This window comes from Patulibacter ginsengiterrae, from assembly GCF_056269115.1.
On the sequence record NZ_JBWDOG010000025.1, the window covers coordinates 32,282 to 46,891 of the forward strand.

At 72.2% G+C, this 14,610-nt stretch carries 12 protein-coding genes; 5 read left to right on the plus strand and 7 right to left on the minus strand.

The annotated features are described in order from the left end of the window. Positions 1 to 7: 7 nt before the first annotated feature. The 7 genes from ACVUH9_RS21070 to dnaK all read right to left on the minus strand — a co-directional run bounded on the left by ACVUH9_RS21070 (position 8) and on the right by dnaK (position 8,232). The gene (locus tag ACVUH9_RS21070; RefSeq protein WP_475760596.1) at positions 8 to 1,252 is read right to left on the minus strand and encodes a M24 family metallopeptidase; all 1,245 of its coding nucleotides are present in this window, start codon (positions 1,250 to 1,252) and stop codon (positions 8 to 10) included. A gap of 300 nt (positions 1,253 to 1,552) precedes the next feature. Then, complete coding sequence (locus ACVUH9_RS21075; RefSeq protein WP_475760598.1) at positions 1,553 to 2,563, minus strand: LacI family DNA-binding transcriptional regulator; 1,011 nt, start codon at positions 2,561 to 2,563, stop codon at positions 1,553 to 1,555. An 81-nt stretch (positions 2,564 to 2,644) separates the two neighbouring features. Then, on the minus strand, positions 2,645 to 3,571 hold the full coding sequence (locus ACVUH9_RS21080) for a hypothetical protein (protein WP_475760600.1): 927 nt from the start codon (positions 3,569 to 3,571) through the stop codon (positions 2,645 to 2,647). 20 nt (positions 3,572 to 3,591) lie between these two features. Continuing rightward, positions 3,592 to 4,086: a heat shock protein transcriptional repressor HspR gene (locus ACVUH9_RS21085; protein WP_475760602.1), complete on the minus strand. Its 495-nt coding sequence runs from the start codon at positions 4,084 to 4,086 to the stop codon at positions 3,592 to 3,594. Further along, positions 4,086 to 5,213 (minus strand): molecular chaperone DnaJ, encoded by a 1,128-nt coding sequence (gene dnaJ, locus ACVUH9_RS21090; RefSeq protein WP_475760604.1) that lies wholly within the window; start codon positions 5,211 to 5,213, stop codon positions 4,086 to 4,088. The genes ACVUH9_RS21085 and dnaJ overlap by 1 nt, the downstream gene beginning before the upstream one ends. 370 nt (positions 5,214 to 5,583) lie before the next feature. Next, a complete protein-coding gene (locus ACVUH9_RS21095) occupies positions 5,584 to 6,255 on the minus strand; it encodes a nucleotide exchange factor GrpE (RefSeq protein WP_475760606.1) in 672 nt (223 codons plus the stop codon). Between the two features lie 72 nt (positions 6,256 to 6,327). Next, entirely contained in the window at positions 6,328 to 8,232 is a 1,905-nt protein-coding gene (gene dnaK, locus ACVUH9_RS21100; RefSeq protein WP_475760608.1) for a molecular chaperone DnaK, read from the minus strand. A gap of 309 nt (positions 8,233 to 8,541) precedes the next feature. Between dnaK and ACVUH9_RS21105 the strand changes: the two genes are divergently transcribed. The 5 genes from ACVUH9_RS21105 to ACVUH9_RS21125 all read left to right on the plus strand — a co-directional run bounded on the left by ACVUH9_RS21105 (position 8,542) and on the right by ACVUH9_RS21125 (position 14,315). Then, positions 8,542 to 10,047, plus strand: a complete 1,506-nt coding sequence (locus ACVUH9_RS21105) for a hypothetical protein (protein WP_475760610.1) — start codon at positions 8,542 to 8,544, stop codon at positions 10,045 to 10,047. Between the two features lie 64 nt (positions 10,048 to 10,111). After that, positions 10,112 to 11,353: an acyltransferase family protein gene (locus ACVUH9_RS21110; protein ID WP_475760612.1), complete on the plus strand. Its 1,242-nt coding sequence runs from the start codon at positions 10,112 to 10,114 to the stop codon at positions 11,351 to 11,353. Beyond that, positions 11,332 to 12,168 carry a glycosyltransferase family 2 protein gene (locus ACVUH9_RS21115; protein ID WP_475760614.1) on the plus strand — a complete coding sequence of 279 codons (837 nt, stop codon included), beginning with the start codon at positions 11,332 to 11,334 and terminating at the stop codon, positions 12,166 to 12,168. Before ACVUH9_RS21110 ends, ACVUH9_RS21115 begins: the two co-directional genes overlap by 22 nt. A gap of 44 nt (positions 12,169 to 12,212) precedes the next feature. Next, positions 12,213 to 12,818 carry a CDP-alcohol phosphatidyltransferase family protein gene (locus tag ACVUH9_RS21120; protein WP_475760616.1) on the plus strand — a complete coding sequence of 202 codons (606 nt, stop codon included), beginning with the start codon at positions 12,213 to 12,215 and terminating at the stop codon, positions 12,816 to 12,818. A gap of 390 nt (positions 12,819 to 13,208) precedes the next feature. Continuing rightward, complete coding sequence (locus ACVUH9_RS21125) at positions 13,209 to 14,315, plus strand: inositol-3-phosphate synthase (protein WP_475760618.1); 1,107 nt, start codon at positions 13,209 to 13,211, stop codon at positions 14,313 to 14,315. Positions 14,316 to 14,610 lie beyond the last annotated feature (295 nt).

The window sequence follows — 14,610 nt, forward strand, 5'->3', positions numbered from 1 at the left end:
CGGCCCGTTACTCCCACCAGACGTTCTTGACCGAGGACGTCAGGATCTCGACGCCGTCCTCGGTGACCAGCAGGTCGTGCTCGAACGCGCCGGTGCCCGCCCCGGGACGCCCGACCTCGGCCTCGACCGCCAGGTACATGCCGGCCTCGACGACCGCCGTCTCGCCGGGCAGCATGAACGGCCGCTCCCAGGCCAGGCCCATGCTGTGGCCGAAGGCCGGGAAGCTCTGGCCGAGGAACGCGACCGACTCGGCCGACTCGGCGCCGGGCACGTCGAAGTCGTGCTCGCCGAGCCAGTCGGCCCCGCGGTCGAAGAGCTCGCCGAAGCTGACCCCGGGGCGGATCCCGGCGATCACGTGGTCGACGACGTCGATCGAGGCCTGGAGGACCTCACGCTGGGCGTCGGTGACCTTGCGGCCGACGACGGTGGTGCGGACGAGGTCGTAGAAGTACCCGTTGACCGTCCCGTACATGTCGGGGTGGATCATGTCCCCGGCCTCGAGCTTGCGGGTGTGGTTCCACGAGGGCATCCGGTCCCACACGAAGTGGTCGACGTGCTTGCCGGAGGCGACCGGGATGTCGAGCGGGAAGGCGCCCTGGCGGACACCGGTCTCGTAGGCCGCGATCACGCAATCGGCCTCGGTCGCGCCGGGAACGGCGGCCTCCATGAAGGCGCGGACCATGTCGCTGCCGACCCGGGCCGCCTCGCGGCAGAGCACGATCTCGGCCGGGGACTTGCGCAGCCGCAGGTCCTCGATGATGTCGTCGGCCCAGACCAGCTCGACGCCGGGCAGCTCGGTCCGGATCCGGTCGGCGGCGACGTGCGGGAAGCTCTCGCGGCCGATCAGGCCGATCCGCCCGCGCTCGAGGCCGCGGCTGCGGAGCGCGTCGACGAGCCCGCCCCAGAGGTCGAGCGCGACCCGCACGTCGTCGCAGACGACGAGGTCCTCACGCCAGTCCGGCAGCTCGACGATCAGCGACGCGTCCTCGTTGGCCGGCATCACCAGGCCGGAGAGCCCGCGGCCGGACCACGCCGGCAGCTGGTCGGGGATCGCCGGGAAGGCCGAGTAGTGGTTCGTCAGGTAGACGACGTCGCCGCCCCAGTCGGCGCCGTTGCCGCCGCGTGAGACCACCAGCACGCCGTCGAGGCCCCGCTCGGCGATCCGCTCGCGCAGCTGACGGCGACGATCGCCGTACTCGGCTCGCGGAATCCCGTTGACCAGGTCCTGCGTCGTTGCATCGGTGACGCTCATGGAAAGGCTCCTCCTTCGTTGACCGCTTCGGGCGTTTCTCGGCGCCAAAGCGCTTGGGCACGACTAAAGCGCTTTGGCAACTTCGTGTCAAGACCGAATGTGACGGCGGTCACGGAAGCCGCGATCACGACTGGAGATCCGCCTTCGCCGAACCCCGGCGGCACGAATCGGAGACGTCCGCGACCAACGCGACGGCGGGACGGAGGAAGGTCGAGCGGCGCTCGGCGCCGCGAGATCAGCGCGGTCGACGCGCTGCGGCAGCAGCCCGTTCCCGGCGGTCGCGCCCTCGGCGACCGGCGCTCAGCGCCGCGTCGACTCGCGTTCCCGCAGCTTCGCGGGCACCACCACGGCGCGGGCCTCGGCGCCCTGCTCGAGCATCTCGGTCAGCAGCCCGATCGCCTTCGCCCCGATCCGCTCGGGGTGGAGATCGAAGGCAGTGATCGGCGGGAACGCCCCGCGGAGCGCGTCGCCGTCGACGGTCGCCACGATCCCGACGTCCTCCGGGACCCGCAGGCCGAGCGTCGCCGCGGCGCGCAGGACCCCGAGCGCGAAGACGTCGAAGCTCGCGTAGACCGCGTCGGGGCGATCGGGGCGGCTGAGCAGCGCCGTGGCCGCGTTGAACGCCGCCGCCGCGCTCGGGGCAGCTCGCACGCTGACCACGATCGGGGCCATCTCCCGCTCCGCCGCCCACCGCCGGTACTCGGCGGCGGCGTCGGCCGCGAACGACTGCGCGTAGGTGCCGGTCAGCAGCGCCGGACGGGTGTAGCCGGCGGCGACGAGGTGGTCGAGCGCGTCCCGGGTCAGCCGCCGGTGGTCGTTGTCGACCGAGCCGCAGTCGTCGCCGTCCTGGAGCACCCGACCGGCGGTCACGGCCCGGCCACCCCGGGCACGGACCGTCCGCAGCAGCGGCTCGTCGCCCCGCGGGTCGATCACCAGCGCGCCGTCGACGGCGAGCGTCTCGACGTCGCCCTCGCCGAGCCGCGAGGGCACGATCACCGGGGTGTAGCCAGCGTCGATCGCCGCCGCGGCCGCACTGTTGAGGACGTCGATGTAGTAGGTCGAGTCGCTGACCAGCATCCGCTTGCCCGAGCCGGAGACCTGGAGCGCGAGCATCATGTTGCGGCCAGTGGCGAGCCGCTGCGCGTGGACGTTGGCGGTGTAGCCGAGCTCGCGCGCGATCGCGAGGATCCGCTCGCGGGTCGCCGGCTGGACCCGGCCCTTGCCGTTCAGCGCGTGGGAGACGGTGGTGATCGAGACGCCCGCCGCAGCCGCTATGTCGTGGATGCTCGGGTGCGATCGAGCGCGCTTCATCGGCGAGATCCTACGGGTTGCCCGACCGCCGACCGCGGACCGCGTATGCAGCGGATGCGGCGGCCGGGGAGCCGCCGGCCCTCAGTCCGCCGTCGGGGCCGCGCCGGCCGGCTCGGCCGCCCGCAGCGTGCGGTAGGCCAGGACCAGCGCGGGGGTGACGATCCCGGTCGCGACGATCCCGGTCACCGCCGCCGTGACGGCGTAGGGGATCACCGCCGACATCGTGATCGTCGCGTCGTCCTGGGCGATCCCGCCGGGCAGGTAGGCGGTGACGATCCCCAGCACGATCGTGACGGCGGCGACGACGATCACCAGCAGCACCAGCAGCAGCGCGAGCGGCCAGAACTGCGAGCGGGTCAGCGTCCAGGCCCGCGAGAACGAGCGCAGACCGGCGCCCTCGCTCAGCTGGACGACCGCCCAGGGGCTGAGGCGGACGAGCACCAGGGCGATCAGCGCCCCGTCGATCGCGAGCACGATCAGCGCCGGCTTGAGCCCGCCGACCGCGAGCGCGAGTAGGACCGCGACGGCGCCCGCCGCGGCCAGCCCGAGCAGGAAGACGACGCCGACCGCGAACAGCCGCGGGGTCTGCCCCAGCGCCTCGCGGATCGCGTCCTTCAGCGGCGGCGGGGCCTGCCCGGCCTCGGCCCGCTCGGTGCCGCGGGCGACCGCGACGAAGGCCGCGACCTGGAACCAGGCGAAGGCGAAGGCCGAGACGGCCAGCACGATCCCGAGCACGGTCCACTGGCCGTCGGTGTACTGGGCGACCTCCCGCCGAACGAGGGTGCTGTCGCCGGTCCAGGTCGACTCGCGGACGGTCTCGAACCTGGTCGCCACGTCGCCGAGCAGCAGGAAGCCGATCAGCGTCGCCACGATCGCGATCGCGAGCGCGATCAGGTGGAGGACGACCTGCGGGACGAGCAGGGCGCGGGCGTTGCGGCGCAGGAGCGCGAAGCCGCGGTCGAGCGTCGGACCCGCGGGTAGGGGCCCCGGGGCGGCAGTGGTGCTCATGGCGGCGGTCTCCACGAGGGTCAGCGGCCGTCGGGGCGGTGCGGCGGCTGGACCCGCACGATCGCGGTCGTCCGGCCCTCGTAGCGCACGATCTCGTTGCGCTGGCGGAGCTTGTCGATCTCGACCTGCATCTCGGCGCGCAGCGCGTCACGCATCTCGACGGTCTGGCGCTGCAGCTCCTCGAGCCGCTGGGCCGCCTCGGCGTAGCGGTCGCGCTCGCGCGCCAGCTCGCTCTCCAGCTCCAGGACCCGCTCGACCCCGGCGAGGTTGAGACCGAGGTCGGTGGTCATCTGCTGGATCCGCCGCAGCCGGTCGACGTCGCTGTGGGAGTAGAGCCGGGTGCCCTTGGGCGAGCGCTTGGGCTCGATCAGCCCGCGGGATTCGTACATCCGCAGGGTCTGCGGGTGCATCTCCGCGAGCTCTGCCGCGACCGAGATCATGAACACGCCACGGTCGACGTCGACCTCGATCGTCGTCGTCGTGGTCTGGGTGTGGGTGATCCGGTGCGTACCCATCAGGCGTCCTCTGAGAACAGCCTTTCACGACCTGCGGCCGGGAAGAGCTCCCCCAGCTGGCTGACGGCATCGCGCTGCGCGTCGGTGGAGGGGTGCGGGACCTCGATCACGAAGCGGTAGCGGATGTTCCCGCGCCCGCCGCCGCCGAGTCGCGGCGGCCCCTCGCCGCGCAGCCGCTGGACGGTGCCGTGCTTGGTGCCGGGGGCAACGCGGAGCTTCTTGCGGCCGTCGAGCGTCGGCACCTCGACGTCGGCACCCTGGACCGCCTCGGCGATCGAGAGCGGCACCGTCACCTCGATGTCGTCGCCGTGACGGCTGAAGACGTCGGACGGGGACACGTGGGTGATCACGAAGAGGTCGCCGGGCGGGCCGCCGTTGCGTCCGGCCTGGCCCTTGCCGGCGAGCCGGACCCGCGAGCCCTCCTTGACCCCGGGCGGCACGTTGACGCGGTAGCGCTTGGTCGTGTGGACGGCGCCCTCGCCCTTGCAGGTCGGGCAGGCCTCCTCGATCACGGTGCCGGAGCCGTGGCAGCGACCGCACGGCTGGCTGATCGAGAACAGCCCCTGGCCCTGCGACTCGACGCCGCGGCCCTGGCAGCGGGGGCAGACGATCGGGCTGGTGCCGGGCTTGGCGCCGGTCCCCGCGCAGGTGGTGCAGGTCGCCGTGGTGCGGACGCTGAGCGGGATCTGGGCCCCGTCCATCGCCTGGCGGAAGCTGAGGGTGACCTCGGCCTCGAGGTCGCGGCCGCGCTGCTGGTTCGGCCGCTGGCGGCCCTGCGGGCGGGTCCCGCCGCGCCCGGTGACGTTGCCGAAGACCGAGCCGAGGATGTCGCCGATCCCGCTGTCGCCGAAGTCGAAGCCGGCGCCGCCGGTCGAGAACGCGCCACCGAGGCCGCCCATCGCGCGGGCCCGGTCGTACTCCTTGCGCTTGTCGGCGTCGGACAGGATGTCGTGCGCGGCCGAGACCTGCTTGAACCGCTCCTCGGCGGCCGTGTCCCCCGGGTTGCGGTCCGGGTGGTACTCACGGGCGAGCTTGCGGTACGCCTTCTTGACCTCGTCGGCGTTCGCCTTCTTGTCGACCCCGAGGACCGCGTAGAGGTCCGGGCCGTTGTCCTGTCGCGTGCTCATCTGGCTCTGGCTGTTCTTCGGTTCAGGAGAAGGTCGGTGTCGGGCGTTTCGGGGAGACCATCGTGTCGTGGTCGGTATCGGGTGCTGCGGGTGATCGGCTCATGACTGCGGGGCGACGGTCCTGCGGTGACGCTGTCCTGCCTTCCGGAGAGCGGACCGGATCCTGAGGCTCTCGCCTGCACCGCCCGCTCGACCCAAGGTCCTTGCCGGGCAGCGACCGGAGGGGCCACCGAAAGAACCCCGCCGGATGGTCTGTGGGGGAAGGATCGTGGATGCTGCGCGCCGACCGCGGGGCCGACATAGGGGTTCTCCCCATGTCGGTCCCGTGGGGGGTGCGCAGCGCCGCGAGGCAACCCCACAGGCCATCCGGCTACCCCGCTACCACGACTTTGGCCGCCCGCAACACGTCGTCCCCCAGCCGGTACCCGGCCTGGTAGACGGTCACGACCGTCCCCGGCAGGGTCCCCTCGTCGGCCGGCTGCTGGGTCAGCGCCTCGTGGAAGCGCGGATCGAACTGCTGGCCGGTCGGGTCGTAGGACTCGATCCCGGCCTGGGCCAGCGCGGCGTGCAGCTCGCGGTGGACGATCCGCAGGCCCTCGACGAGCTGCGGATCCCCTTCCGGGGCCTCGTCGATGTGGGCGAGCGCCCGGTCGAGGTTGTCGAGCGCGGGCAGCAGCTCCCGCGCCAGGCGCGAGATCCCGCGGGTCTCGCCCGCGGACGCGTCGCGTCGGGCGCGCTTGCGGACGTTGTCCAGCTCGGCCACGGACCGCATGTAGCGGTCCTTCCAGTCGGGCTCCTCGGGGGCCGGCTCGGGCGCGGCCTCCTCGGCCGTCTCGGCGGACTCGGCGGACTCGGGGGCGTCGCCCTCGGTGGTGGCGTCAGCCTCGGGATCGAGGACCTCGCCGTCGACGACGGGCTCCTCGGCCTGCGGGCGCTGCGGCTCGGCCTCCGCCCCGGCCTGGGGCGTCGAGTCCTCGCCGGCCGCGCCCTCGGGGGCGCCGGGCTGCGGGTTGGGGTTCTGGGTCTCGGACTGCTCGCTCATGGGTGCTCCTACGGGCGGGGGCGGGGGCAGGCGGGGAGGGGCGGCCGGCCGGGCCGGCCGCCCCTCGCTCGACTACTTCTCGTCCACGACCTCGGCGTCGACGACGTCCTCCTCGGTCGACGACGCGTCGTCGCCGCCGGGAGCGGCACCGTCGCCGGCCGCGCTCGCCTGCTGCTCCTGGGCGCGCTGGTAGAGCTGCTCGGAGACCTTGTGGAAGGCCTGCTCGAGCGCCTCGCGCTTGGCGGTGATCTCGCTGGCGTCGGTGCCCTCGAGCGCCGTCCGGACGGCGGCGATCGCCGCTTCGATCTCCGTGCGGGAGGCCTCGTCGACCTGCTCGCCGAGGTCCGTCAGCTGCTTCTCGGCCTGGTACGCACCCTGCTCGGCGACGTTGCGGGCCTCGGCCAGCTCGCGCGCCTGCTTGTCCGCCTCGGCGTTCGCCTCGGCGTCGCTGACCATCGACTGGATCTCCTCGTCGGAGAGCCCGCCGCCGGCCTTGATCTCGATCTTCTGCTCCTTGCCGGTGCCGAGGTCCTTCGCCGACACGTTGAGGATGCCGTTGGCGTCGATGTCGAACGTGACCTCGACCTGCGGCACGCCACGCGGCGCGGGCGGGATGCCGGTCAGCTGGAACTTGCCGAGCGACTTGTTGTAGCTCGCCATCTCGCGCTCGCCCTGGAGCACGTGGATCTCGACCGACGGCTGGTTGTCGTCCGCCGTCGAGAAGATCTCGCTCTTGCGGGTCGGGATCGTCGTGTTGCGCTCGATCAGCTTCGTCATCACGCCGCCCTTGGTCTCGATGCCGACCGTCAGCGGGGTGACGTCGAGCAGCAGGACGTCCTTGACGTCACCGGCGAGCACTCCCGCCTGGACGGCGGCGCCGACGGCGACGACCTCGTCCGGGTTGACGCCGCGGTGCGGCTCCTTGCCCGTCAGCTCCTTGACCTTCTCCTGCACGGCGGGCATGCGGGTCATGCCACCGACGAGCACGATGTGCTCGATGTTCGCGGCGCCCTTGTCCTTGGCGTCGTCCATCGCCTGACGAACCGGCGCGACCAGGCGGTCGAGCAGCGCGCCGACCAGCTCGGTCAGCTTGGCGCGGGTGAGGCGCACGTCGAGGTGCTTCGGCCCGGAGGCGTCAGCCGTGATGAACGGCAGGTTGATCTGCGTCTCCTGAGCGGAGGACAGCTCGATCTTCGCCTTCTCCGCGGCCTCGAACAGGCGCTGGAGGGCCATCGGATCGTTCTTGAGGTCGATCCCCTGGTCCTTCTTGAACTCGCCCGCGAGCCAGTCGACGACGGCCTTGTCGAAGTTGTCGCCGCCGAGGTGGTTGTCACCGGCGGTCGACTTGACCTCGAAGACGCCGTCGCCGATCTCGAGCACGGACACGTCGAACGTGCCGCCGCCGAGGTCGAAGACGAGGATCGTCTGGTCGGACTCCTTGTCGAGGCCGTAGGCGAGCGACGCGGCGGTCGGCTCGTTGATGATCCGCTTGACGTCGAGGCCGGCGATCTTGCCGGCGTCCTTCGTCGCCTGACGCTGGTCGTCGTTGAAGTAGGCGGGGACGGTGATGACCGCGCCGTCGACGGTCTCGCCGAGGTAGGCCTCGGCGTCGGCCTTGAGCTTCGCGAGCGTGATCGCGGAGACCTCCGGCGGGCTGTACTGCTTGCCCTCGGCCTCGATCCGCGCGTCACCGTTGGGGCCGGCGACGACCTTGTACGGGACGATCGACTCCTCCTCGCGGACCTCTGCCTCCTTGCGGCCCATGAAGCGCTTGACCGACGAGATCGTGTTCGTCGGGTTCGTCACGGCCTGCCGCTTGGCGACGGCGCCGACGAGGCGCTCGCCCTTCGCGAAGGCGACGACGGACGGCGTGGTGCGGCCGCCCTCGGCGTTCTCGATGACGGTGGGCTCACCGCCCTCGAGAACCGCCATGCACGAGTTCGTCGTGCCCAAGTCGATACCGATGATCTTGCCCATAGCGTGTCCTCTGCTTCTGCGTGTACTGAAGGGGGCGGGAGCGGCGGGGACACGTCACGCGGCGACGTCGACCCGTGCTCCGAATCGGGAGCCTATCGAAGGCCTCCAGATCTGAGTGGAGTTATATCAGATCTTTTGCATTCGACACAAGGAGTTCGGGCCGTTCGCCCGGCCCCGGAGGGCCTCGCGCGGGGACCCCGGAGCAGCCCACCGGTCGACGTCCCGCCGCGGCATCGCCATACTTGCCGCCGTGTACGTCGTCCTCCGTGCTCCGTCCCCGATCATCGCCCCTCGCTCGGTGCCCACCGCATGAGCGTGACCTCGCCCGGATCCCCCGTCGCCGAGCCGCCCCGGCTCGGGTCCCGCGTACCCCCGTCGTGGCTGGAGCCAGCGGCGCTCGCGGTCGTCGCCGTCGCCTGCCTCGCCGCCTTCCTGGCCTGGCCGGTCGGCCCGACCTACGACATCGCCCACCAGCTGCTCTGGGGCCGCGACATCGTCGACGGGCTGACGCCCGAGCTGAGCGCCTTCCGGGCCCCGACCGAGCACCCGCTGACCCTGCTGCTGGGGATCGTGCTCGCCCCGCTCGGCGACGGCGACGCCGCCGGACGGATCGTCGTCGCACTCTGCCTGGCCAGCTTCGTGGCCCTGATCGCGGGCACGTTCTCGCTGACCCGGACCCTGTTCGGACGGGCCGTCGCCTGGCTCTCGACGCTGCTGGTGCTCTCGCGCCTGGACTACGCGGCGCTGGCGATCCGGTCGTACCTCGACATCCCCTACCTGGCCCTGGTGCTGTGGGCGGCGGCGCTCGAGGCCCGGCGCCCGCGGCGGGGCGGCTGGACCTGGGCGCTGCTGATCGCGGCCGGACTGCTGCGCCCCGAGGCCTGGCTGCTGATCGGGCTCTACGGGATCTGGATCGTCTCCGCCCACGACCGCTGGTGGATCCCGAGCCGGGCCTGGATCCGGCCCGGCCTGCTGGTCCTGCTCGGCCCGGCGATCTGGCTGCTGACCGACCTGGCCCTGACCGGCGAGCCGCTCTTCTCGCTGACCTACACCTCCGGCTCCGCCGCCGAGCTCCAGCACCAGGGCTCGCTGCTCGACGTCCCGCGCCTGGTGATCGAGTTCACCACCCGGATCCTCAAGTGGCCGATCGCCGTCGCCTGCACGATCGGCCTGCTGCTGGCGGTGCGCTTCGAGCCCCGCCGGGCGGTGCTGCCGCTGGTGCTGGTGGTCAGCGGGATCGTCACCTTCGCCCTGATCGTGGCCGCCGGCCTGGCCGCGATCGACCGCTACCTGGTGATCACCGCGCTCGGCCTCCAGATCCTCGGCGGCTACGCGCTCGGCGGCTGGCTGCGGGCGCCGGATCCCCAGATCCGCCGGATCTGGGCCGGGGCCGCCAGCGTGATGCTGATCGCCGGGGTCGCGTTCGCCGCGACCCACACCAACACCCAGTTCATCCGCAACGACCTCGACACGCGGGTCCAGGTGCCGCGCAAGCTCGCCCAGGTCCTGAACGACCCGCAGGTCGTCGCCGCCCGCCGTTGCGGACCGGTCACGCTCCCCAACCAGAAGCTGATCGCCGACGTCCGCCTGGTGCTCGGGGGCGCACGGGCCAGCGAGGTGCTGGCGCGGGGCTCGGCGGCCGCGCGCGGCGTCGACCGTGGCGTCGCCCTGACGATCACCAAGCGCTCGCTGACCTGGCACCCCGCCTACACCCCGTTCGGGCAGGGCAACGACGCCCGCTCGCTGGCGCTGGCCCCGCCCGGCTTCCGGCTCGCGATCGACAACGGCTGGTTCGCCGCCTATGTCCGCTGCTGATCCCGGGACCGGCCCTTCAGCGGCTCGCACCGCGGGCACCACGGGCCGGCCGACCGGACCGCCGGTGACCGCCGGACCGCTGACTCGGGGCGCGCCGCTGGCGACCGCCCCGCCCGGACGCCCGTCGTTCGTCCCCGCGCTCGAGGGCCTGCGCGGGGCCGCCGCGCTCTGGGTCGTCGCCTACCACTGCTGGATCCGGACCGGCAGCAGCCCGCTCGGCGGCGGGCCGATCCAGGCGACGGTCGCGAGCGGGACGATCGGCGTCGACCTCTTCTTCGTGCTCTCCGGCTGCGTGCTGCTGCTCCGCCCGCTGCGACGCGGCACGCTCGGCGGCGCCCGGAGCTTCGTGCTCCGACGCGCGGCCCGGCTCTATCCGGCGGCCTGGCTCTCGCTCGCGGCGGTCGTCCTGGCCGCCCCCTGGATCGTCGCCGACCGGGCCGTGATCGATCGCGCGATCACCCCCGAGTCGGTCGTCGCCAACGTCAGCCTGCTCGGCGGTGTCGGCCGACTGATCCCCGGCTACGAGGGCGCGATCGGCTTCGCGGGCAACCCCGTCCTCTGGAGCCTGACGCCCGAGGTGCTGTTCTCGCTGGCACTGATCGGGCTCGTCCCGCTGCTGCTGCGACGGCCGTTGCTCGTCGTCGGCGTCCTGCTGGTCACGGGCATGATCGTCCGCGGACTCGCCCCCAGCAGCCAGCTGCTCTCGGTCGTCGGCCCGCTGACGACCGACTTCCCGGTCGGGATCCTCGCGGCCGTCGTCGTGGTCGAGGCCGCGCGGTCCGCGCGGCCACCGACACGACCCCGGATCGTGGCGCTGCTCGCCCCCGCTGGCCTGTTCGCGCTCGCCGCGATCGTGCTCACCCGCGACGGCGGCGACGCGCGGGCGCTGAAGCTCGCCCTGACCCACGACGACCTGCTGCCGCTGCTGATCGCGGGCGCGACCGGGCTGCTGGTCGCCGGTCTCGCGCTCGCACCCGGGGCGCCGCTCGCGCGCCTGCTCGCCAGCCGGCCGCTGCGCGCGCTCGGCCGCTGGAGCTACGGCATCTACCTCTTCCACTTCCCGATCATCGGCCTGCTGCTGTGGACCGTCGGCCTCCGCCACGACGCGAGCACCAGTGCCTTCCTGGTCGCGTTGCTGGTCGCCGTCCCGCTGTCGGTGCTCGCCGGGGCCGCCTCGCACCGGCTGGTCGAGGAGCCGGTCCGCCGCTGGGCCGCCAATCGCACCCGCCGCGCCGACCCCACCGCTTCCGCGTCCCGTCCCCCGTCCCCGAACCAGGAGTCACCGTGTCCTCTGCCTCGCCCCTGATCGTCCCGGTGCTCACGCCGCTCGACGACCCGTTGATCAGCGTCGTCGTGCCCGTCCTCGACGAGCAGGCGACGATCGCCGGGGTCCTCGCCCGCGTGCTCGCGCTCGACCTCCGGCTGGAGCTGCTGATCGTCGACGACGGCTCGACCGACGACTCGGCCGCGATCGTCCGGGCGATGGCGGCCGCCGACGACCGGATCCGCCTGCTCCAGCACCCCCGCAACCGCGGCAAGGGTGCGGCGATCCGGACCGGGTTCGTGGCCTCGACCGGCGCGATCGTGACGATCCAGGACGCGGACCTCGAGTACGACCCCAACGAGCTGCCCGAGCTCGTCCGCCCGATCGTCGAGGGCCACGCCGACGCGGTCTACGGCACCCGCCTGCGGGGCGGACGGGTCCAGCGCGCCCACATGTTCCGGCACTACGTCGGCAACCGGATGCTGTCGCTGCTGACCCGGATCCTCTTCAACACCACGATCAGCGACGTCGAGGTCGGCGCCAAGGCCTTCCGCGGGCCGCTCGCCCGCGGCTTCCCGCTGGAGTCGAACGACTTCCGGTTCGAGATCGAGGTCACCGCCCGGCTGCTCCGGACCCCGAACGTGCGCGTCTACGAGATGCCGGTCAGCTACTTCGGTCGCAGCGTCGCCGAGGGCAAGAAGATCTCGTGGCGGGACGGGTTCCTCGCCCTGCTCGCGCTCGCGCGCTACGCCCGGGTCCAGTCGCCACCGTACGACCCGGCCGCCCTCCCGGACACGGGCGCCAGCGACCCGCGTTCGACCCCGGACGCCCTCGCCGCACCGTCGCGACCGCAGTGACGGTCCCGCACTCGCCGGCCGGGCGTCGTACGCTCTCCCGAAGCATGAGCACACCGTCCGAGCAGCCAGCCGACCGCACCAAGCTCCAGCAGTGGCTCGTCGATCTGCCGCTGACGCCGAACGCGATCTCGGTCGCCGGGCTGATCGGCAACCTGATCGCCGCGGTGCTCGTCTGGCAGGAGCACTACGTGCTCGGCGGGATCGCGTTCGTCCTCGGCTCGATCATGGACACGCTCGACGGGCGCTACTCGCGGATGTCGGGCAAGGGCACGACCTTCGGGGCGTTCCTCGATTCGACCCTCGACCGGATCGAGGAGGGCATCGTCCTGACCGCGGTGGTGATGGTCTACGCCAAGCACGGCGACGACATCAACGCCGGCCTCGCCGCGCTCGCCGCGGTCAGCTCGCTGCTCGTCAGCTACACGCGGGCGCGGGCCGAGGGCCTCGGCCTCGACGGCAAGGCCGGCTTCGGCAGCCGCGCCGTGCGCGTGGTGATCCTGTCGGTCGGCCTGATCCTCGGCGGCCACGAGCTGATCGACGGCGTCGACCTGCTGCCGGCCTCGATCTGGGTGCTCGCCGCGCTTGGCGTCGCCACCACCGCCCAGCGGATGTGGCACGTCCGCGCGCAGCTGCGCGACAACGAGCGCTGAGCGCCGCCCGCACCCCCGGGACGCGCTCGGCTCCCGGTCCGGCGGGTCGACTCCCGCCCGGGCCGGCGATCACCCGCCCAGCGGACGTGCAACCATCGTGCCCTGGCTTCGCGCGCAGGTCAGCTGTCGTCGCGCGGCCGAGACGAACACGGTCACGACCCGGAAACGGGTTGTAACCGGCCCCGCGCTGCGGGGTTTGTGGCTCTGGACCTCCCGCCGGCGGGACGGCTGACCAGATGGCGGGGCCTGTGCCCCTCCGGGCTTCACGCCTCCGAACTGCCGGCTTCATACGAGACCTAGGACACCGAGAACCCCGTGACCAGCACGTCCACGAACGGCACCCAGACCAGCGCCGCCCAGAGCGACACCGGTCGTTACCAGCGCGACAAGGTGCGCGTGGCGATCATCGGCGTCGGCAACTGCGCCAACTCCTTCGTCCAGGGCGTCGAGTTCTACAAGAACGCCGACGCCTCGCAGCCCGTCCCGGGCCTGATGCACGTCGATCTCGGTGGCTACCACGTCAACGACATCGAGTTCACCGCCGCCTTCGACATCAACGAGACCAAGGTCGGCAAGGACCTCGGCGAGGCGATCTGGGCGTACCCGAACGACACGATCAAGTTCGCCGACGTCCCGACGAAGCTCGACGTCCCGGTCTACCGGGGCATGACGCACGACGGCCTCGGCAAGTACCTGAAGCAGAAGATCACCAAGGCTCCGGGCGAGACGGCCGACATCGTCCAGATCCTCAAGGACACGAAGACCGACGTCGTCGTCTCCTACCTGCCGGTCGGGTCCGAGCAGGCGACCAAGTGGTACGTCGAGCAGGTGCTCGAGGCCGGCTGCGGCTTCGTCAACTGCATCCCCGTCTTCATCGCCCGTGAGGACTACTGGGACAAGCGCTTCCAGGAGAAGGGCCTGCCGATCATCGGCGACGACATCAAGTCGCAGGTCGGCGCCACGATCGTGCACCGCACGCTCGCCCGCCTGTTCCACGAGCGCGGCGTCAAGATGACGCACACCTCGCAGCTGAACGTCGGCGGCAACATGGACTTCTTCAACATGCTCGAGCGCGAGCGCCTCGAGTCGAAGAAGATCTCCAAGACCAACGCCGTGACCTCGGTCGCCGGCCTCGAGATGAAGCCCGAGGACGTGCACGTCGGTCCGTCGGACTACGTGCCGTGGCTGACGGACCGCAAGTGGGCGCACATCCGCCTCGAGGGCCAGGCCTTCGGCGAGGTGCCGCTGAACCTGGAGCTGAAGCTCGAGGTCTGGGACTCGCCCAACTCGGCCGGCGTGATCATCGACGCCGCCCGCCTGGTCAAGCTCGGCCTGAACAACGGCGTCGCCGGCCAGCTCGACGGCCCGTCCTCGTACCTGATGAAGTCGCCGCACAACCAGCGGCCCGACGACATCGCCCGCCAGGACACCGAGAAGTTCATCGCCAAGAACGCCCGCACCGCGGGCAAGAAGCCGGCCGCCAAGGCCGGCGCCTGATCCGCATCGCCTGATTCCGGGTGGGTCCTTCCCACCCGGACGCAGTACCGACGGCCCGGGGCATCGACTGCCCGGGCCGTTGTCGTTCTCGGGGACGGCGGGGCGGGCTGGCGGTGTTGGCGGTCTTTCGGGGTTCGGGGGGGGCGGGCCGGGTTCGGGGGGCGGCCGGGTTCGGGGGGCGGCCGGGTTCGGGTCGCCGGCCGGGTTCGGGTCGCCGGCCGAGTTCGGGTCGCCGGCCGAGTTCGGGTCGCCGGCCGAGTTCGGGTCGCCGGCCGAGTTCGGGTCGCCGGCCGAG

Bases quoted from the DNA above. Each gene is read 5' to 3' on its own strand.
- ACVUH9_RS21075 (WP_475760598.1), bottom strand. From the start codon at position 2,563: ATGAAGCGCGCTCGATCGCACCCGAGCATCCACGACATAGCGGCTGCG.
- ACVUH9_RS21105 (WP_475760610.1), top strand. From the start codon at position 8,542: ATGAGCGTGACCTCGCCCGGATCCCCCGTCGCCGAGCCGCCCCGGCTC.
- ACVUH9_RS21095 (WP_475760606.1), bottom strand. From the start codon at position 6,255: ATGAGCGAGCAGTCCGAGACCCAGAACCCCAACCCGCAGCCCGGCGCC.
- dnaJ (WP_475760604.1), bottom strand. From the start codon at position 5,213: ATGAGCACGCGACAGGACAACGGCCCGGACCTCTACGCGGTCCTCGGG.
- ACVUH9_RS21080 (WP_475760600.1), bottom strand. From the start codon at position 3,571: ATGAGCACCACTGCCGCCCCGGGGCCCCTACCCGCGGGTCCGACGCTC.
- ACVUH9_RS21120 (WP_475760616.1), top strand. From the start codon at position 12,213: ATGAGCACACCGTCCGAGCAGCCAGCCGACCGCACCAAGCTCCAGCAG.
- ACVUH9_RS21070 (WP_475760596.1), bottom strand. From the start codon at position 1,252: ATGAGCGTCACCGATGCAACGACGCAGGACCTGGTCAACGGGATTCCG.
- dnaK (WP_475760608.1), bottom strand. From the start codon at position 8,232: ATGGGCAAGATCATCGGTATCGACTTGGGCACGACGAACTCGTGCATG.
- ACVUH9_RS21085 (WP_475760602.1), bottom strand. From the start codon at position 4,086: ATGGGTACGCACCGGATCACCCACACCCAGACCACGACGACGACGATC.